Source organism: Legionella beliardensis, assembly GCF_900452395.1.
In the GTDB taxonomy this organism is placed as follows: Bacteria; Pseudomonadota; Gammaproteobacteria; order Legionellales; family Legionellaceae; genus Legionella_C; species Legionella_C beliardensis.
Window position 1 is genome coordinate 1,968,090 of sequence record NZ_UGNV01000001.1, and the last position, 19,023, is coordinate 1,987,112.

Genomic DNA, 19,023 nt, shown 5'->3' on the forward strand with positions numbered 1-19,023 from the left:
TTTTAGCGGGACTAGGAAGTCCCGCAATTCTAAGAAATTCATTACTATCTAAATACAATATCATCTCATCCAATCATTAAATTAAATAAAAAGTGGAGGTTTTATTTAAATTAATCTTGATGAAAGAAAATTACACAGCTCCGATCCATTTGATACCAGCATAAGCGCCATGTAGGCCGAAATCGCTTTGTAATCTCGTTTCTTGCGCTGTATTTAAATCTAAATCACTGATGTGGAGAGGATTGAAGTAATTAACAACCATATAACCAACATCAAGCGTCAAATTACCTTGTGCTAGAGGAAATGTATACGCTGCGCCGAGTTTAGCATCTAGCTCAGGTACTAAGCCTGTATAGGAAGAACGTACTGGCCGTGAGCGATTACCATCCTCATCACTGAATGGTGAATTATTATAATATTTTGTTTCGCCAACCAGAGCAGCCACTGCGCCTTTACCATAAATAGCAAAGCCATTACCCCAGTTATACATCATATCTAGGCCAAGACGTGGACCACCACCATTAAATTTTAATGTATCTGTCAGACTATCTGAACCATTTAAGTCAGCAAATTCAGGCGGTGCACCAGAAATAACTTGATTGGCGCGAAATCTTGATTTTATCTGAGCATATTGAGCACCTGCATGAAAACGAATATCTTTAAATTCGCCAAAATCAACATGTTGGCCAAATTCAGCATTCACCGAATCAAAATCAGTATTACTATAATAGCGGGTTGCTAGAGAAATTGTATTAATTTCAGGCGCGCCTGGGACAAGAACAGTCCCTGGTATGGGTGTTAACCTATTTTCAAAATCTTCATGCCAACGCACCCAATTAACATTGAGATCATTGCCTGTATTAAAATGAAAGGAGCCCTCTAATCTAAAACCCCAGTCAAAATCATTGTCTAAATCTTTATAGATTCGGGTTCCACTAGCGCTACCAATATTAACAGCACTTAAATTTATGTTGCTATATAACGACTGTAAATAAAGCGCCTGTATACCCACACCCCAGCCCATTGTTGGGCAAGGTACAGTAACATTTCCCGGCGTACAAACTGGGCCCATTGTACCTGAAAATCCTATACTACTACTTAAAAGACCAGTTGCTATTATTATCCCTTTAAGTTTAAACATACCATCCTTTCCTTTACTTAATAAAATTCCAGTAAGTTTATACTGTAGTAATTAGTATTTAGCAATTTTTTTAATACAGTTTGGGATGTCGTTGCCAAAATAAAAATTAAGTTATAATACCTTTTACAGGTTAATAAGCCCCTAAAATTCAAGTATATTTAAATAAATATTTTTTATAATTTTTCTCATCAAAACTTTATATTGTGGAACAAAGCTGCGAGAACTCTTGCTCCAGCTCTTCATAGTTTTTATCTGATCTAAAACTTTTCGGGATACAATCATTGTATTGGGTAGGGCTTTTCTTATCCTTTAAAGCAGCTAAATTAACCATTACCTCATAAAAACTATGATTACCACCAGCAGCTAAATAAGCAAATACCGCTAAACCATACTCTTGCCATTCTTCAGCTGATAAATTGCAATAATAATTTGCTGCTTCAAATAAGCGCAGTGCATGCCCCGACAAACCTGATGCAAATGGCATTAAACCGTGAATAAATTTGCTATAAGTATCGCTTTTAACCTCAGGAGCAAATTCATCTAGTCCTCTTAAATGAGGAGGTACGGTAGTCTTATTTAAGCGCTTAAGGTAAACAGGATGTTGACTTATGCCCATATTGATCGTTGGTGAGGGAGCGCTATTAACAGTACAACGACCCCGTGTTAAATCACTAGCAAATAAGGAATGTTTAACTATACTAAACGCTTGTTGATTTTTTAGCGAGCTTGCTTGTTTAATTAAACTTGGCAAGTAGCGACTAAAGATAGCATGAATATGAATGATTTGAATTAAAGGTGTTTGATCATCGGCGAGCGCGTCTAAAGCCGCAGTCAACGCGTCTTTACCTGAATTAGGTAATCTTCCAAAATAATGCTCGCCAAATAATTCTTCAGCAAATCGCTGATTTGATTGTAGCAAGCTTGAAAATTTATAATATTTCTTATTCACAATCTTGATGATTTGCTGAGAAATACGTGTTACCGCTGGCGGGACAGTGTTTAATACAGCAAGAGCAAGTTTACTTTCAAAATAGGCCTTATAATTTAAATTAAATTCTGTATTTAATAATTTCTTTGTAAAATAGCGTTCACAATAATCAAAATAATTATCCCACAATGAAATAATTTTTTTCTGATGTTCTTTATCCTGGTTAAAATGATTAATAAGACTTTCGTATTCCCCTAATTGATAATTGGGAAAATAGCCTAATAAATCATGTGCTACTAGTAAAACTTCATGTAACGAATGCAGGCCACCGCTGACTAAATAACTTGCTATCGCGAGTACGTAGTTGTCTTTTAATTCTTGAGTTGGTAAAGCTAATAATAACTCTAACACACCAAGCATTAAAGTAGTCATCCCTGAGGGTCCAGAAACATAAGTTAAATCTTTATTTAAAATAGTTTGAATATGATTAGATGGGTAATAAGGTGCTTGACAGATGGCGTCCGGCTGCCAAGAAATAGTTTGAGGTAATTGTGGCAAGAGCTCACGGTCTTGCCGCAATAAACAAGTACCTAAGGTATTAGTTGATAAGTTTAAGGTAAAGTCCCCACGGCCGCGAGTTAATTTCCAATCGCTAAAACAAGAAGCCCCTCGTAACTTACCATCAATAAAATCTTTCCTTAATTGTTGCGGTAAGCGCGACAAAGTCGCTTGATTACTTTTACTGTTAACTTGATTTAAATAATCATAGAAACCACCTTTAAGTAGATAGTTTGGAAGCGGGGTTGCAAAATCAATATTTTCTCTTATTAAATACCTAGCAAAACTATAATGAATTAACAACACTCGAATAAAATTAGAGCTATTTACATTCTTTAATTCAGTTAGCAGATCAGTTAAATCATCTAGATTTTTTTCGAATTTTCCAAATGCTTCTTGTTCGCTAGATGTTTGAGAAATCTTAGCTAAAAAGAGTTGAACCTTAGGATGATTACTATTTTTTTCTAAAATCAAACTTAATTTTTGGGAAATTAAAGCCACAGCTTCAATCATTTTTTTTGGGGGATTAGTAGTATAAGCAATAGCAAAGAGCGATTCCAAATAGCGATTAAAAGGATTTTCCCAACGCTTTTTTAAAGACTGACCCTCTATATTGGCAAATTTTATAGAATAATATAATGGAATATACTGTTCTTCGCTTATATTATCTTTTAAGCCTTCTAAAGCCTGCAGAAAATTTTCTTTATCAAGCGGCTTATGATTGAGTAAATTATTTTTTATTGTTTCAATTAATAACGTTGTTGCTTCATTTTCTGGATTTTGTTTACGCGTTAATTTTGTCAAAAACCATAGAAGATAACTATAAATTTCTGTTGTACTAGTTAACGATAAAATTTGATTAAACTTAGCCATAGTTCACCTGTTTTAATGAGTTTAATTTTTCATTTTTCTAAAAATAAAAACTAGCACATCAGGTATAAAACAAGACGAACAGCTATAGAATTAAGCCTAGCTATTTGTTGTAAGAAAAGAATTAAAAAGGATAAAGACATAGTTAAACCTCGCTTTAGCATATTTATTATGCGCCTGCAAGCTGAGCTCAAATTGCGCATTTTGGAAAAATATAACATTTAATTAACCCCAATGCAACTATTTTTGTTTAACATAAGATCTATTTGATCTAATAATATCATTTTGATCGGGGGTAAAATCGAGTGTAATCAAAAAGCATTAAAGCGTGATTAATTTAATTGCTTAGCTGCTTTTATATAATATCGATTAAGGAAGCAGCTTAATATTATACTCTGTGTTGTTAGACAATTTATTTGTTCTTTTATAAAAAAAACCTGTTTTTTTTGAGTTTATTTTCTTTATTTGTATGCTTATAGAATTCATACCTAAAATTACCGGTAGCACCATTTTTAAAATTTTGCGGAACAATCGCTATTGTGATGACATCATGAAAATGAGGATAACATGTAAGCGTTGTCCCAGCTGCAACATCATATCGGCCAATCTGTCCATTACCTGTATTGCAATGAATAGTAATAGTATCTGAAGGAAGACTATTGTAGAGGTCTGAAACTTGAACAATAAATTTTTTATCATCATGCAGGCCAAGTAGTTGGAAATAACCATCTTCTTGTGCTGCAATTGTCCAGGACGCTTGTTCATTCTGATTTATTAGATACTTAAAAGCCGGAACGTTTGCAAATACATTTGTAATCAATGAGCAAATTATTAACAAAAAAATTAGTTTTTTTATCATTAGAATATCTTTACAGAAATAAATTTTGCTAAGGATAACTTATACGTCTTAAAATACTAATATTTTTTGAAACTAGTATTGACTTAGGCGGCAGCTTTGCTGAAACAGCGTATGTATTTTAGCGGGACTAGAAAGTCCCGCAATCCTAAGACATTCCTTACTACTTAAATACAATATCATCTCATCCAATCATTAAATTAAATAAAAAGTGGAGGTTTTATTTAAATTAATAAGGTTGCTTATCCAAAAGCAAATCTTTAATCAAGGGCTTAAAGTCTCCTTTGGTAATTTTAATATTAAATCAGGAATATGAAGCCTTTCTCTTTGGCAACTATGTGATGGAAACGCTAACAAACGGTGTTATCAAAACTAAAGACATGGGTACGTTGGCTAGTCAGTATCTCACGGGTATAGATTTAAGACTGGATTTACCAAAATTAGCCCGAGAGACTAACCCTCAAAACCTTCTCAATGTATTTAATGAATTAGAAAAAACACAATACGAAGAAAGGTCTAGAGGATAATGTCATACTTATTCAACATTGCTCACTGCATATACCTGCCTACATCAAGCCGTTTAGCTATACTTCACGTAAAGTGTAGCTATAGGTAATCAGAAAGCACTTGCATAGCATAAGAATCTGATTTAACCCGTAGGTTATAATCACCCCAACCATGACCTGAGGACCAAATTGTCCAACCAGCAAACCCATAACTCTTACCTTTACTCGCGTTTTGTTGCAAGTACTGCATAAATTGGTTAAGAGCAACAGAGCAACTTGCTGAATCTTTACCAACACCAAATTCAGTGACTATTGCTTTAAGCTGATTATTCTTTAAAAATTCAATAAATGGGTTTAAGTTAAATCCCTGTGGGCCTTGAGAAGTTAAATCTGTTAAGCATTGGTCATGCGTACCACTGTAATCAGCATCAAAATACTGATGCACATTAATTAAAATTTTAGATAAGTCTGTTATGCCAGATTTAATAAAATTCTCTCGTGTAAATAAAGTTGCATTAGCATAGACTTGATTATTATCACCAACCCATTCGTCGCTCCAAGAATGTAAACCAGACCAATTATTACCTTCAATTAAAATGTAACCTGTGTATTGATTGTTACGCAACATTTTAATGAGAGAGGCTTGGATAGTGAAGACTTTATCATTAGGGACTTTTACTGGCTCATTCATTAAATCTAAAAGTATATAATCTTTGTTGATCTCTGAATCATTCTGAATTAATTTAATAAGCTGACTCCAAACTGACTTATAAGCTTCTTCATTATCAATTAAAGTACCATCGGGACAATTGCCACTAGGGCCGCATCCAGAGTATTGCTCACCAAATTTAGAATAACGCATGTAAGCATGTAAATCGACAATGGTGTGAACTTTTGCTTTGGTTAAAGTTTGCAGTAATGGTTTTATGTAATTATTGTAATAATCTAAGTTTGAGCTGCCCTTGCCAGGCCCATCGAGTTGCAAATATCCCCAACTTAAAGGTACTCTTACCGTGTTCATACCTGCCTGAATAAATGCTTCAGTTTCTTTTAAGTCAGAATATTGAGAGTCAGTGTCTTCTTGCGATAGATTAGGAATAACAGTAGGGTCAATCACCTTCCCAAATTCAAGCCCAGATAGGTTAATTCCTGCTAATTCCCAATAATTGGCAGCTTTCGCACTTCTAAGTTCCTTATTAATCTTAATAGGCGTATAAACTATCCTTCCTCCTACCTGTCCTTGCGCATTGATATTGGGATTAGCATAACTAATATGGATCCCATCAGGAGGGGTATATTTTGTTATAGAGTTATTGCCGTTACTGCTAATATTAATACCAACATAACCAAGGTAAGTATTATTATTGCCACAACCATCAAACCTTAATGTAGCTCCCGCATAAGAAAGATTGCCTGATGCTTTATTAGCGTCTCCTGATTGCCCTGGAGCTAAGGATAGAGTTAAATTACCTAACTTATTTTGGATACAAATCCAAGGCCTAATTTTTCCTTGTGGGCCAACGCCTTCTATTTGATTGGTCATATTAGCTGCGAGAGCTAAGCTGGGTAAAAAAAGAAAAGATGTAAAAATTTTCACCATAATGGCATCCTCGACAATTATTTATTGTATAATATTTAATCGCAGTGACATTGAAAAGCTGTCATTTATAGCAGGTTTATAGGAAAATTATGCATAAAATGAATAATTTATTGGCAGGAGCTAAAACAAATGAGGAATTATCAGAACATCTTGGTAGATACTTTGCTGAACAAGGTATTAAAAGTTTAGCCGTTACTTATTATCAACAGCATACTAAAACAGGTAATCGTTTAATTTATGATTGGGTTACGCCAGAATTAAGTGCATGGCACAATTATTATATTGAACAACAGTATGCAGATATCGATCGTACCTTAGAATCATCTGAACATGCCACGTTACCTATTTTTTGGGATGTTAATGAACAATTGCGACTCGCAAAAAATAGACGTGAAAAGAGAATGCGGGAAGAATCTATTCAATTTGGTATTGATAAAGGTTTATGTATTCCTATATATGGTCCTAAAGGTGACTTTATCATCTTAGTTTTGCATCAGCGCAAAGACGAGGATGGATTAACTAATTGGCATAATAAGCAATATATTTGGTTAGCTGTCGCCTATATTTACCTGCATTTTTTAAGGTCTCTTCTCCCAGAACAAGTGTGTCTAGCTGCTTTAACAAAAAGAGAAAGGCAATGCCTAATTTTAACTGCCGAGGGCTTTAGAGTTCATTTGATTGCCAAACAGCTTCATATTTCTGAACGAACAGTTAATTTTCATCTTCATAATGCCAATAAAAAATTAGGTGCTAAAAATAAATATTTGGCTGTACTTCATTTGAAAAATATCAAGTTATAAAGAGTAAAAAAGCGAGCTTTACTTTTTCTTTACTTCCTATGTGACTCGCCTTTAGCTTTAAACCTAACTTTAACAAGGCCTTTAAAGTTAATACTACGTTTGCAAATTAACTTATTACACAATTACTAGAGTTAGTCTTGCTCTCTTTAGCCTTATTAAAATCTTGTGCCTGCTTAATATGGGCCTTAATGATGTCATCTAAGTGTTTTTGATAATCTTTAAACTCATTGTCATTTCTAGGCCAGGGCAAACGACTTACTAAATCTTTCGCTTTTTGGTAATAAAGATTAGCCTCGACTCCTTGTACATTGATATAACAAAATAGCTCTTCAGGGAGCTGTTTACATACTTTTGCAATTTGCTCTCCTTGTTTATTTTTTACCTCAACCTGCGACACGTGTTGAGTATCCAAATGAAAGAAGCGATAAATCCGATTAGTTTGCGGCGTATAGAGAAGCCTGGCTAGTTGTTTGTCCTGAAGGCGCATAATCCCATCGGACCAACTTTTGGTGATAACTTTACTTTTTAACTCATTAGGTAATAAGGCAATTATTCGTGTCACGTCAGCTTCAGCAGCACTATCAATTATAATATAGTTTAAATTAGCACAGCCCTGAAATGCATTAGAAGCAATAGATGTCACACCGGCAGGAAGCATAATTATTTCTAATTGACTACACCCTGAAAAGGTCTGCTCACCAATTGATGTAATGCCTGCAGGAAGCGTTATCCTTTGTAAGCAACTACAATCACTAAATGCTCGATCACCTATAATATGAACCCCAGCAGGAAGGGTTATCGCTTGTAAGCTGGCACATCCTTCAAAGGCTGAAATACCAATTACTGTGACACCACTTGGAATTATTATGCTTTGTAAGCTGGTACAATTGTAAAATACTCCAACATCAATGGTTGTCAGGCCAGGAGGAAGTGTGAGCATTTGTAAGCTAGTACATCCAAGAAATGCCGCACGCTCTATAGAAGTGATACTCTCAGGAAGCACTATTGTTGTTAAATTGATACATTGGTTAAATGCTGACTTACCTATAAACGTGACACCAGCGGGGGGAAACATTACCTTTTTCAAACCGCTAGAATGAATAAATGCTTGCTTACCAATCCGTGTGACGCCAGAGGGAATCTGATAAGAGCCGTCAATCATATCGCTTTCATTTACTTCAAGAAGTGTCTGACTATCATCACTTAATTGCATTAGGGCTTATCTTATGACTGGATTTAAATACTTGCTTCCTAAGTTTAACGATGCTTAATTTAAATTGGCGTGAAAAAGACTAGTGAAAATTAGCCAAAAAAGCAGTTAAATTATCAAGTAGATTATAAAGGTCACATATTATACTTTGGAAAACACATTGGTCAACGAAGACAATATTTCTAGGATTTAATTAATACCTCGCTTTTCCTAGACTAATAGCGAGAAAGCGTGCTGAAGAAATGTGCAGTACGCCACACAACAATTAAAGCCGCCTTAGCTTGCTCTTAAATTTTAATTTAAAAAAATGACCCTTTTAAATAAATGCTATTAACTTATGATTGGCTTTGTAATCGTTGCTTAATATCATCAACCAAACTGTCTTGATTAGAATCAATAGATAAAACAGGCTTTCCTTCAGCAAAATCTAATGTATTTAAATCAAGCCAGATAATATATTGTGGCCCATGATAAATCACCTTTTTATCATTAATAAACTCAATCACCGCAGCATCCCCTGAAGAATCTTGAATATTAAGATGTAGAGGCCATTTTTGATTAGAAAACAACCGTTTCTCTAATTTGGAATTTATCTGTAGCTGCTACCACTTCATTAACTGTTTTATAATTATCAAGTATATATTGTGCCCATAACGTATTTGATATAGCAGGGCGTGTGTTATCTCTCGTTTCATAAGCAGAGCCTGTTAAGTATAAAAGATGAGCAACCAAACCATGTTCATTTATACCATCAGACGCTGCTGCTGAGTTAAATTCACTTGATTACCATTATATAAGCTAACTTCATTTAATGAGAAACTTAAATCTATTAGCCTGTTCTTAAAAACTAACGCCATCACTATTTAGAATGATAGGATAGTTTATTACATCGAGATAGAATTATTAAAACTATAAATCAGGAGTAATAATCAATTACTTTATTGTATTCATTCATGGAATGAGTTCATCTATTCCTTTTGCGCTTGTCACAACAACGTTGCAAAGTTGGTATATTGCCACAGGCTTATCTTTAGCAACCTTAGGATGGCTTGCGTTAATAGCACAAGCTTATCTCTTTAAGTTTTTATGGGCAAATTACTGTGATACCTATCTTGTATTTGGCCATCAACTGAGAAAAAGCTGGATCATTAGTATGCAGCTCATCATTATATTTTTAACTATAATAATGTCGTTTCTTTCTCCGAATAAGAACACAACATGGTTAGGATTAGTTGCAGCCTTTATTGCCCTATTTTCAGCAACACAAGATTTAAGTATTGATGCTTATCGTAGTGAATTGATTGCACAAGAAAGACAGCAAGAAAAATTAATCGGTATTTTCTATATTGTAGGCTTTCGCATAGGTTATTTATTTGCAGGCGCAGGAGGATTAATAATCGCACAATTTTATGGTTGGCAAATGGCTTACCAATTGATGGCAGGTATTGTAATAATAATTTGCCTAATAACATTTACAAATCCTGAAAAGCCATATGTCCGCCCAATAGATAATTTTTCAAAGTTTAAAGCCATAAAGTTTTTATGGTCAAAAAATAAAAGTGGTTTATTTCTGAGTTTTATTTTCTTTTTTGAGTTTGGCGATAGCCTAATTAATTCAATTTACCCGGCTTACTTGTATCAAATAAAAAAATATGATTTAGCACAAATTGCTCTTTTAATAAAAGCAACTAATATTATGGCATTAAGTATCAGCCCCTTACTAGCTCTCTTTTTATTGCGTTTCTCTTTCTTTAAGGCCATTTCATTAGGCCTTCTTGGTGAAGCAATTTGCTTAGTATTATTGCCCGTATTAAGTGACACTATCTCGCATTTATTTTGGTTACAATTAATTTTAGGTTTATTTGAAGGTTTGCTGGGTGTTTTAATTATTCTACTTTATACTCATTTAGCTCAGGGCCGATTACGCGCATTTAATTATGCATTTATTGCAGCTATAGGTGGCGTTAAATCTTTACTAACACCCACACTAGGTATAGTAATTATCCACTATTTTTCTTGGCAGACACTATTTTGTATGGGAGCAATTCTGACGCTTCCTAGTTATCTAATGAGTAGGTATTTAATCAAAAAAACAAATGATAATTACTTTAATCAACCTCAAGTTATTTAACTAAATAAATCATGTTAAGCACCTATAAATATTGCTAATAAAATGAATAAGTAGCAATAAGTATTTTCATTAACGCAATAATATACCTGACACAATTGAGAATATAAATCTTATTTTGAACCGTTTAAAATTTTATTAACTGATTTACTAAGATTGGTATTAAGCATAAATGGCTTAATACCAATTATTTTAAATAAAGGAAATACCTTAGCTTACTTCTATCTGATTTTAATCGTGCATCATGCCTTTTAAGGCAAAATAAATAACAACACCAAAAACCATCGATTGCAAAGGATGACTTTGCACATAGTCAAGCCAGTCTTTTCCTGATTTTTTCAGCTCTTTTTTGCCTTGCTCTGCCATCTCATTCATATTATCTGACATTCCTTTGTTTCTCATCATAGCTCTCCTTTATTTATCATTATCAAATAATTAATTTTTTAATATCAACTAAAAAATTAAACATGGCTATAAAAGATTTATCGCTAAGACCTCAATTGTCGATAAACAAATATCTTTTTTGACCATACTAGCCTGTTATTTTGTATCGTCCGTTTTTATTAAAGCTTTACCTAGAAAAATTAGTGCATGTAATAGAGGCCATTAATTAATTTAAAGTCACCACTTAAGGCAACTTTTATTTTGAGCAAATCACTTAATGACTTAATCTAGTTTGAAAATTTATAAATTAGGTAAAGTGTATATAAGGCTGATAAGCCCACCAGACAATACAATACGTGAAAAAACACTCATTGGCCCGAAAAGGAAAGCGACTAAATCAAAGCCAGCTAGCATCAGGAAAATGAAATTAACATGACAATGCGTTCTTGCTTCAACGCTAAAAGAGATACCATAGAAATCCCTACATCCCTACATCCCTACTTATTTAACTTATAAAAAATAATGAGTTTTTTCAGCGAAAAAAACTTGCCGCCCCAATATATCCCTTGCCTTAAAATACATAAACTGACAGAGCGAACACCTATATATAACGTGATTAGAGCAGCTAGTGGATAGCTGAATGCGTAAATTTTTGACACCTTCAAATGATGACAACTTAGCATGATAGCAAAAACTATATTAATAATTGCTATGCTACTTAATAGAAAAATTAAACTATTAAAAAGTGTTAAGCTAACTAATGGCAAGAAAATAAAAGTCAGAAAACTCAGTAATGCTATGGCTGATTTTATGAGGCTAAAATCAAAGAAGGCAAAAATATTTTTTTCAAACCCAATTTGACACGCCCTAATAGTTTCATACCAAGGAAGGCTTAATAAACCCTCTGAATTTGCGATACCTTGTTTAATGGAATATTGTTTAACAAGGCGTGCTAAGCCAACATCATCAATCGGATTGAGGGCTAAAGATTTTACCCCACCTATCAAGTTAAGTGTCTCTCGACTCACACAATTAAAGGCCCCTATCCCTACTGCATCTTTAGGATTGGTACTTTTAACTCGCCAAGGCATCATAGCAAGGAACATGATATAGAGTAAAAAGGGTATAAATAATTTCATACTAAAATGTGTTACTTCAATTTTTGGTGATAATGTTAAATGCCCAAGCTTTTCAGCCAGCATATAATCTATGGCTTTACTAAGAATGGACGGTTTAAAATTTACATCGGCATCAGTAAACACAATGTAATCGCCTGTCGCATGCTTTAAACCTTGATGTAAGGCATGGGGCTTGCCTAACCAGTTGATGGGTAAAGTTTCTACCTTTATCAATTTTAAACGTGGATTTTTGTTAGCTAGTTGACTTACTATTTCATAACTTAAATCGGTAGAGCGGTCATCAACGGCAATAATCTCATAGTTAGCATAATCTAATAAACACAAAGACATCATAGCGCCCTTTAAATTTTGTTGTTCATTGTGAAAAGGAACAATAATAGATACTTTGGGCCATAGACGACTATGATTAATACATCGCTTTTCTAAGCCCGCTATTGACCGAAAAAGGTAAATAAGACGAAATAAACTGCCTATACTGGCTATTGCCACAATAAACAAGACTGGTAATAAAAGCCAATAAAAGGATAAGGTTATCATTTAACAGCCGCTTTGATTATCGATTTGACTTAATTGATAAGCTTTACCAATATCTTGCATCATAGTCTTTAGCATATGGTCTTTTAATTGAAGATTAGATGTTCTTAAAATAGCAGATGGGTGATACGTTGCGCCTATTAAGTAGTTATCAACTGGCTTAAAACACCCACGCTCGTCTTTAATACGAAAAGCAGGGTTAATAAGTGCTTTTGCCGCGGTTAATCCTAAGCAAAGAACGACGTCAGGTTTAATCAGTTCAATCTCTGCTAATAACCAAGGTTTACACGCATGAATTTCTCTTATATTAGGCGAGTGATGAATACGTCGACCATTTTCCAATTTAAATTTGAAATGTTTAACCGTATTGGTTAGATAAACAGCTTCTATTTGTATTGTTAACTTTTTTAAAATATCCCTAAGTAATTGCCCAGCAGGCCCTATAAAAGGCACGCCTTTTCTATCTTCTTGGTCACCAGGTTGCTCGCCTACTATCATTAATTTAGCATGAATGAAGCCCGTTCCAAACACGGTTTGCGTTGCATTTTTATACAGTGGACAACCCCTACAAGCCTGCGCCTTGCCCTTAAACAGCTCTATTGACGCTGGTAATTGAGGAAAATATTGTTCAGCTGAGCTACTTATTCCTTCTTGGTGTTGCATCATCTGAGCTACTCGCCTAGGTGCTTCATTTAATAACGAAGGGATCACCTGTGTTTCAGGTAAATTATGCCAAAATCTAACAGGCATTTCTTTTTTCATTGCTTTAATTTTTACCCGTGCAGGATTAAAGGTCGCTTTATAATAAGTTTGCCATAATGTTTCTAAGCCATCTTTAGGATTAGTTAATAATATTTTTCCCGCTCCATACACAAGCTCTTTTCCATTCCAGGATACCGTTTCGTCTGGTGTTATAATAACCCAGTTCATGACGGCAAAACGCATTTGAAAAAAAGGAGCAACTAAATGGACAATCAAATGATCAGGCTTATACCACGCTAAAAAATAATCATTACCATTATCTTCAGTAAATTTACAAAAGCGTACAAAGGCTTTCATTTTATGTGCATCACGAGTCACTGCTTTATGCATTCGCAATAAATCATACACCAGTGGATCGCTTGCAATATTCAACAAATAAGGTTCATCATGGGTCAAGCGCCATAATAAATCATAAAGTTTTCCCCATTTGTCGGCACTACGATGACAAGCAATAATTTTTGCTAAGGTTATAAATTTTTTTGAGATAAAAAATTGCTTATTAAATTGACCATTATCAGGCGTTAATGTTTTTTTATCAAAAAGTGTCGATTGACCGGTATTATCATCTTCCCAAAAAACAGAAGCAGGACATTGATCATGTGCTAGTAGATAACGCGCACCTGAGCGCCATTGTTCAAAATTATTCGCTTTGATTGTAATCATTAAAATCAAACGCCAGTTGTTGAAATTCATGCATATTTTTCTTTAAATCCCATGGATTAAGGTTTTTTGGTGGCTTATAGTCAGCTGTGCAAATAAAATACCTAGCTTTATTCATACTAATTTTTAATTGAATTAAATCTTTATAATATATTTGAGTGAAACGGCGAATGGTTAATAATTTATCGACTGTCCGTACTCCTATACCTGGAATTCTTAACAGTAAATAACGTGAAGCTTTGTTAATATCGATTGGAAAAATCGCTGGATTCCTTAATGCCCAGCTAGTTTTTGGATCAAGTTCAATATCTAAATTGGGGTTTGAATCTGGTACTATTTCTTCTGCTTGGTAATTATAAAAGCGCAGTAGCCAATCTGCTTGATAGAGGCGATGTTCCCGTAATAAAGGTGGTATAATACTAGGTAATCTCGCATCAGCGTGAGGAATAGGGCTATAGGCTGAGTAATACACTCGCCGTAAATTATAGTCTTTGTATAATTTTGATGATGTTTGTAAAATTACTTTATCTGTACTGGGTGTAGCCCCTACAATCATTTGAGTGGTTTGTCCTGCAGGCACATAGATTGGAGAGCTTAATCCTTTCTTTTTATCTTCCTTTATCTCTTGCCGCTTAAGCTCAACATCAGCCATATTTTTTTCAAGATTATCTCGTTTTTTTTCAGGCGCTAACTGTTTTAAATCCTCTGCAGTAGGCAGCTCAATATTAATACTTAATCGATCAGCATAAAGCCCTGCCTCTTGTACTAATGATTCTGCTGCATTAGGAATAGTTTTTAAATGAATATAACCTCGAAAATGGTGTTCCTGACGTAATGATTTAGCCACCAATATAAGCTGCTCCATCGTATAATCTGCACTTCTAATAATACCTGAGCTTAGAAATAGGCCTTCTATATAATTGCGCCGGTAGAAATCAAGGGTTAGATTAACGACTTCTTTGACTGTAAAGGTAGCTCGAACCACATCGCTAGAAACCCGATTAATACAATATTTACAATCAAAAATACAATAATTAGTTAATAAAATCTTTAACAAGGAAATACATCTACCATCAGGCGTATAACTATGGCAAATACCCATACCAGTCGTGCTACCTAATCCTTTCTTACCTCTGTTTTTTTTAGCACCACTACTTGAGCAAGAAGCATCGTATTTTGCCGCATCTGCTAAAATAGATAACTTTTTATTAATATCCATTATTTTTAATCAATAATTAAGTAGTCATAGAATTTGACATCATTTAATATGCTTATACATCAATTGCCAAAGGCAAAAAAATGCTTTTGATTATTGTTTCACTTTTCAAGATAGTATAGGTTACTTTTAAAAAAGTAAATACAGTTGAATGCAGTAGATCACTTTAACACTATGATGATATTGCTTTTAAGATGTTAACCAGCTAGCAGTCATAAGCCATCTTAAGTTAAGACGCAAGCTGCAGAAAAGGATTTAAAATTTTGACCAATTTTAAAGTGTAAAGATTTTAGAAATCATTAAAAGCATTAATAAAAGACAAACTATTTTAAGTTAAAATCTTGATTAAATTTAGGATAAGCCTCTACAATTTGTTGAGGTGCGGTATCGCTTAAGGCACCATTTTTCTTTAACCAATTTAATTCGACACAAATCTGTCTACTTCTATTATTATCTTTTATTGCATGCAAAATTATTTCAGCTAAATTTTCATGCCCTTTAATACCAACATTTCGGAGAAAAGAAAAACGTTCTTTTTCTGCTATATCTTTATAAAGCTGATGAAATTGACTACGATAAATATCTTCTAATTTAATAGATGCAAACGCCATAATTGCATTATTAATATCTGAACGCTCTTCCGGATTATGTTTTAGCATATTTGCTAACGCATCAAAGATATCTCGCTCAACTTTTCCTAACTTACCACACCTACTAAATAGTCCTTTTAATATTTCATGTGTAGGTAGATTTTTAAATAGATAGGCACCGTATTTATCATTATACGTCTCATTATTACAGCCCCAAAGAAGAGCTAAGACTCGACCCATAGAATAGACATCACTTTTAGGACTGGTATTTATTGGATTTGTAAATATTTCCGGTGCAGAATAGATAGGCGTACCAGCACCGTTTCCATCGGGTGTACTAATACTCACGCCATAATCAATAATATTGACCAGTAGAGGTGGGCCTAAGTCAACAAGAATATTGCCTGGCTTAATATCGCGATGGATGATGCCTTTATCAATCACTTGCGCCTGCAAGGCTTTCAATAGAGCATGAGTTAATTCCATTCTTTCAGCAACGGTCAGTACCCTTTTTTTGGTTAAATCATCTTGTAAAATAGACTGAAGCTCTTGCCCTGGTAAATGTTTCATTCGCATTAAACTAAACTGCTTGTCTTCAATTAAAATTGGCTTTTTTACAGCTAGATGAGTAGCTTTCGTAGAGATTTGATACTCGCTCTCTAAAGATTCAAATGACTCTGGGCTAGCATGGTATTGCATTTTAACAACACGCCTACTGCCATCTTTTTTACTCGATTTTTTAAAGTAAATTTGTTCATTATCAAAAGTCACTGTATTTTTTATTAAATTTACTGTACCAAAGCTACCCTGTCCTAATTCTTTACTACTAATAACTTCATAACGGTAACGGCCATCCTTACCTTCCCGTTGAAACATATCATTAGTAAAAGTACATACTTTTCCATTGACAGAATATCTTTTATTTTTTTGCCAATATTTAATACCTAATTGCGATTGATTTTCTAAAAAAATATATAAGTCTTGTGCTTCTTTTTCGGTAAGTTGACCGCTTTTTACATTAATTTGATTAGGCATATTCAATAACTTATTCAAGCTTATACTTGAATTTAATTTACATCATTGGCCTAATTATAGATCATATTGAGTATATTTTTACTTATTAAAGCAGGTATTTTAAGGTTGATTTTTGCAAAGGGACTAAATGGGAGATTAGGCAGAAACAGAAAAAATTTATGTATTAGCACGGTCAAAAAGGTAGAAATTTGAGTATTGCTTCTAGAAAAGGCTTAAGAAAAAATAACTATAATCAATCAATTTAAAACTGTTACATAAATATAAAAATAAATGAGCTAGGTCGATGTTATTTCTTTTGTTATACTTAAACGACGAGGATGGACAAAGAATGTATTAAGGTTTTATGGACAAGACGTAAGTTACGGATAAGCTAAAATCCTACCTCGACCATCTTGTCATCTTTTATCTTCTACTATCTTTATTTACTGATTTTAGGATCTTTTAATGCACCAACTTATCTATTCAAGTCGAGCTATACCTGGTTTTACCTTAGATGATTTAACTTATTTAACGGAGCAATCCCGTAAAAATAATACAGAGCTAGATATTACAGGCTTACTTCTATTTTATAATCACTATTTTTTTCAAGTCCTTGAAGGCGATAAAGCTAGCCTTGATTTAGTCTATCTTAATATTGCTCGTGATAAACGCCATACGGATGTAACCTTACTAGAAATAAAACCGATTGATGTTCGTGCGTTTGCTCACTGGCGCTTAGGCATTGCTAATTTTCCAACTCAACTTCCCTCTATGACACCGTATAATTTTTTCACTAAAAATTTGCAATTTACATTAGATGATAAAGCTTACATTGAGCCCCTTATTCATTCATTTGCCCAAGGTTTAAATCAAGTTTATGTCAGCATTTAGGGATAGAGCTTATATCGAGTCAACGTGTGGCTATTGTCTTAGTTAAGCCACCAAATAGCACCATTAAGGTAGGCTGCGAACAATAACCACAATAAATAAGGTGTTAGCATTATAGCTAGACCAGTTTTCTTATTCCAAAGTTTAAAAATAAGTACTGCGGTTAAACAAAAAATAATAACAAGCCACGCTAGACTTAATTCTATTAAATGAAAATGAAAAAACAGCGGTGTCCAGGCCCAATTCATGATTAATTGAGCCCAATATAACGTTATTATTGAACGCATAGGTAACTGTTTATTCTGATAATACAGGGCCCAACCTGCTAGGGCGAGCATAGCATACAATATTGACCACACGACTGAAAATACTATCGGCGGTGGGGTTAAAACGGATTTATTAAGGGCTTCATACCACGGATGGATGTTCGCGCGTGTAATTAATCCCATAAAATAGCCCACTAGCTCAAAACCAACAATCCAACCTATTAACTTTAAATTATTATTTTTTTGATTCACTTAAGGCTCTCAGTTTTTAAAAAAAGAGTTTTCATGACCTGCCTAGCTCATAAGCTTGCATAAGCTATTGCATTTAGTCTTGTTATGGCATTATGGCTCATCTTAATGAATAATTGCTTATTTCACAAACTAACTATGCCTTATAATGAATTGAAAAGTAACATGTCAAAAATTAAGTTAATAAAAAAATTAGCAAGAAAAGAAAAAAAGAGCATTAATAAACTTGAGCAAGAGTGTGCACTTATTGTTGCAACTTACTTACAATACCCTACTAATTTTGATTTATCCATTGCCTGTTTAAAAACGTTAGAGAATTTAAGTGATGCTTGGTTGAAAATATTTAGCAACCACCTTGAAAAAAGACAGCAAGCCGAAGACACCTATAGAAAAACGCATTTTTCTTTTTTTAAAAAACAAGCTGCTAAAAAATTTGAAAAAGAAAAAAAAATTATTAAAGCAGTTCATAAACAAGTTCAATGTCAAACGGTCTGCTTCGAACAAAAAGGTGACCGTAGGCCATTTGCTCGAAATCTTACGCAATTAAACGTTAAAACTGATAACAATAATAAAAAATATATCATGAAATTTTCAGATAATTCTTTCTTTACATTTAATAGCCTTGAAGACAAATCTCATATTCTAAATAAAATAGCTCCTATTTAAGATGTGGCAAACTGCAGTACAACACATATAAGCTATTTAAAGGTGTTGACTTTTCTAG

18 protein-coding genes are annotated in these 19,023 nt (G+C 33.8%); 5 read left to right on the forward strand and 13 right to left on the reverse strand.

Annotated elements, in window-relative coordinates; genetic code table 11:
- Window positions 1-130 precede the first annotated feature (130 nt).
- From DYE47_RS08720 to DYE47_RS08730, 3 genes are all read right to left on the reverse strand, one after another.
- The gene (locus tag DYE47_RS08720; protein WP_115302899.1) at window positions 131-1,141 is read right to left on the reverse strand and encodes an Lpg1974 family pore-forming outer membrane protein; all 1,011 of its coding nucleotides are present in this window, start codon (window positions 1,139-1,141) and stop codon (window positions 131-133) included.
- Window positions 1,142-1,337: 196 nt separating this feature from the next.
- Window positions 1,338-3,500: a hypothetical protein gene (locus DYE47_RS08725; RefSeq protein WP_115302900.1), complete on the reverse strand. Its 2,163-nt coding sequence runs from the start codon at window positions 3,498-3,500 to the stop codon at window positions 1,338-1,340.
- A gap of 421 nt (window positions 3,501-3,921) precedes the next feature.
- The gene (locus DYE47_RS08730; RefSeq protein ID WP_115302901.1) at window positions 3,922-4,356 is read right to left on the reverse strand and encodes a hypothetical protein; all 435 of its coding nucleotides are present in this window, start codon (window positions 4,354-4,356) and stop codon (window positions 3,922-3,924) included.
- Between the two features lie 281 nt (window positions 4,357-4,637).
- Here DYE47_RS08730 and DYE47_RS08735 point away from each other — a divergent pair, with 281 nt between their 5' ends.
- On the forward strand, window positions 4,638-4,880 hold the full coding sequence (locus DYE47_RS08735; protein WP_218019043.1) for a hypothetical protein: 243 nt from the start codon (window positions 4,638-4,640) through the stop codon (window positions 4,878-4,880).
- A gap of 79 nt (window positions 4,881-4,959) precedes the next feature.
- Here the strand turns inward: DYE47_RS08735 and DYE47_RS08740 are convergent, their stop codons facing one another.
- Window positions 4,960-6,459: a glycoside hydrolase family 5 protein gene (locus DYE47_RS08740; RefSeq protein WP_115302903.1), complete on the reverse strand. Its 1,500-nt coding sequence runs from the start codon at window positions 6,457-6,459 to the stop codon at window positions 4,960-4,962.
- Between the two features lie 89 nt (window positions 6,460-6,548).
- Between DYE47_RS08740 and DYE47_RS08745 the strand changes: the two genes are divergently transcribed.
- Complete coding sequence (locus DYE47_RS08745; RefSeq protein ID WP_115302904.1) at window positions 6,549-7,259, forward strand: helix-turn-helix transcriptional regulator; 711 nt, start codon at window positions 6,549-6,551, stop codon at window positions 7,257-7,259.
- 106 nt (window positions 7,260-7,365) lie between these two features.
- On the opposite strand, the gene DYE47_RS08750 is transcribed toward DYE47_RS08745, so the two are convergent.
- From DYE47_RS08750 to DYE47_RS08760, 3 genes are all read right to left on the reverse strand, one after another.
- Window positions 7,366-8,472, reverse strand: coding sequence for a leucine-rich repeat domain-containing protein (locus tag DYE47_RS08750; protein WP_115302905.1), 1,107 nt, complete (start codon window positions 8,470-8,472; stop codon window positions 7,366-7,368).
- 332 nt (window positions 8,473-8,804) lie between these two features.
- On the reverse strand, window positions 8,805-9,038 hold the full coding sequence (locus tag DYE47_RS08755; RefSeq protein ID WP_115302906.1) for a hypothetical protein: 234 nt from the start codon (window positions 9,036-9,038) through the stop codon (window positions 8,805-8,807).
- On the reverse strand, window positions 9,028-9,216 hold the full coding sequence (locus tag DYE47_RS08760; protein ID WP_115302907.1) for a linear amide C-N hydrolase: 189 nt from the start codon (window positions 9,214-9,216) through the stop codon (window positions 9,028-9,030). Before DYE47_RS08760 ends, DYE47_RS08755 begins: the two co-directional genes overlap by 11 nt.
- A gap of 202 nt (window positions 9,217-9,418) precedes the next feature.
- On the opposite strand from DYE47_RS08760, the gene DYE47_RS08765 reads away from it, so the two are divergent.
- On the forward strand, window positions 9,419-10,600 hold the full coding sequence (locus DYE47_RS08765; protein WP_278043871.1) for an MFS transporter: 1,182 nt from the start codon (window positions 9,419-9,421) through the stop codon (window positions 10,598-10,600).
- Between the two features lie 228 nt (window positions 10,601-10,828).
- On the opposite strand, the gene DYE47_RS16050 is transcribed toward DYE47_RS08765, so the two are convergent.
- The 5 genes from DYE47_RS16050 to DYE47_RS08785 form a co-directional block, all read right to left on the reverse strand.
- Window positions 10,829-11,002, reverse strand: a complete 174-nt coding sequence (locus DYE47_RS16050) for a hypothetical protein (protein WP_160149877.1) — start codon at window positions 11,000-11,002, stop codon at window positions 10,829-10,831.
- A 476-nt stretch (window positions 11,003-11,478) separates the two neighbouring features.
- The gene (locus DYE47_RS08770) at window positions 11,479-12,657 is read right to left on the reverse strand and encodes a glycosyltransferase family 2 protein (RefSeq protein WP_115302909.1); all 1,179 of its coding nucleotides are present in this window, start codon (window positions 12,655-12,657) and stop codon (window positions 11,479-11,481) included.
- On the reverse strand, window positions 12,658-14,079 hold the full coding sequence (locus DYE47_RS08775; protein ID WP_160149878.1) for a UdgX family uracil-DNA binding protein: 1,422 nt from the start codon (window positions 14,077-14,079) through the stop codon (window positions 12,658-12,660).
- Complete coding sequence (locus tag DYE47_RS08780) at window positions 14,057-15,295, reverse strand: putative DNA modification/repair radical SAM protein (RefSeq protein WP_115302911.1); 1,239 nt, start codon at window positions 15,293-15,295, stop codon at window positions 14,057-14,059. Before DYE47_RS08780 ends, DYE47_RS08775 begins: the two co-directional genes overlap by 23 nt.
- 320 nt (window positions 15,296-15,615) lie before the next feature.
- On the reverse strand, window positions 15,616-16,917 hold the full coding sequence (locus tag DYE47_RS08785; RefSeq protein ID WP_115302912.1) for a serine/threonine protein kinase: 1,302 nt from the start codon (window positions 16,915-16,917) through the stop codon (window positions 15,616-15,618).
- Window positions 16,918-17,361: 444 nt separating this feature from the next.
- Between DYE47_RS08785 and DYE47_RS08790 the strand changes: the two genes are divergently transcribed.
- Window positions 17,362-17,787, forward strand: a complete 426-nt coding sequence (locus DYE47_RS08790) for a BLUF domain-containing protein (RefSeq protein ID WP_115302913.1) — start codon at window positions 17,362-17,364, stop codon at window positions 17,785-17,787.
- A gap of 38 nt (window positions 17,788-17,825) precedes the next feature.
- On the opposite strand, the gene DYE47_RS08795 is transcribed toward DYE47_RS08790, so the two are convergent.
- On the reverse strand, window positions 17,826-18,302 hold the full coding sequence (locus DYE47_RS08795) for a TspO/MBR family protein (RefSeq protein WP_242604246.1): 477 nt from the start codon (window positions 18,300-18,302) through the stop codon (window positions 17,826-17,828).
- Window positions 18,303-18,464: 162 nt separating this feature from the next.
- On the opposite strand from DYE47_RS08795, the gene DYE47_RS08800 reads away from it, so the two are divergent.
- Window positions 18,465-18,965, forward strand: a complete 501-nt coding sequence (locus tag DYE47_RS08800; RefSeq protein WP_131750099.1) for a hypothetical protein — start codon at window positions 18,465-18,467, stop codon at window positions 18,963-18,965.
- Window positions 18,966-19,023 lie beyond the last annotated feature (58 nt).

Coding starts and splice junctions, on each gene's coding strand:
- DYE47_RS08720 (WP_115302899.1), bottom strand. CDS start 1,141: ATGTTTAAACTTAAAGGGATAATAATAGCAACTGGTCTTTTAAGTAGT.
- DYE47_RS08725 (WP_115302900.1), bottom strand. CDS start 3,500: ATGGCTAAGTTTAATCAAATTTTATCGTTAACTAGTACAACAGAAATT.
- DYE47_RS08730 (WP_115302901.1), bottom strand. CDS start 4,356: ATGATAAAAAAACTAATTTTTTTGTTAATAATTTGCTCATTGATTACA.
- DYE47_RS08740 (WP_115302903.1), bottom strand. CDS start 6,459: ATGGTGAAAATTTTTACATCTTTTCTTTTTTTACCCAGCTTAGCTCTC.
- DYE47_RS08745 (WP_115302904.1), top strand. CDS start 6,549: ATGCATAAAATGAATAATTTATTGGCAGGAGCTAAAACAAATGAGGAA.
- DYE47_RS08750 (WP_115302905.1), bottom strand. CDS start 8,472: ATGCAATTAAGTGATGATAGTCAGACACTTCTTGAAGTAAATGAAAGC.
- DYE47_RS16050 (WP_160149877.1), bottom strand. CDS start 11,002: ATGATGAGAAACAAAGGAATGTCAGATAATATGAATGAGATGGCAGAG.
- DYE47_RS08770 (WP_115302909.1), bottom strand. CDS start 12,657: ATGATAACCTTATCCTTTTATTGGCTTTTATTACCAGTCTTGTTTATT.
- DYE47_RS08775 (WP_160149878.1), bottom strand. CDS start 14,079: ATGATTACAATCAAAGCGAATAATTTTGAACAATGGCGCTCAGGTGCG.
- DYE47_RS08780 (WP_115302911.1), bottom strand. CDS start 15,295: ATGGATATTAATAAAAAGTTATCTATTTTAGCAGATGCGGCAAAATAC.
- DYE47_RS08785 (WP_115302912.1), bottom strand. CDS start 16,917: ATGCCTAATCAAATTAATGTAAAAAGCGGTCAACTTACCGAAAAAGAA.
- DYE47_RS08790 (WP_115302913.1), top strand. CDS start 17,362: ATGCACCAACTTATCTATTCAAGTCGAGCTATACCTGGTTTTACCTTA.
- DYE47_RS08800 (WP_131750099.1), top strand. CDS start 18,465: ATGTCAAAAATTAAGTTAATAAAAAAATTAGCAAGAAAAGAAAAAAAG.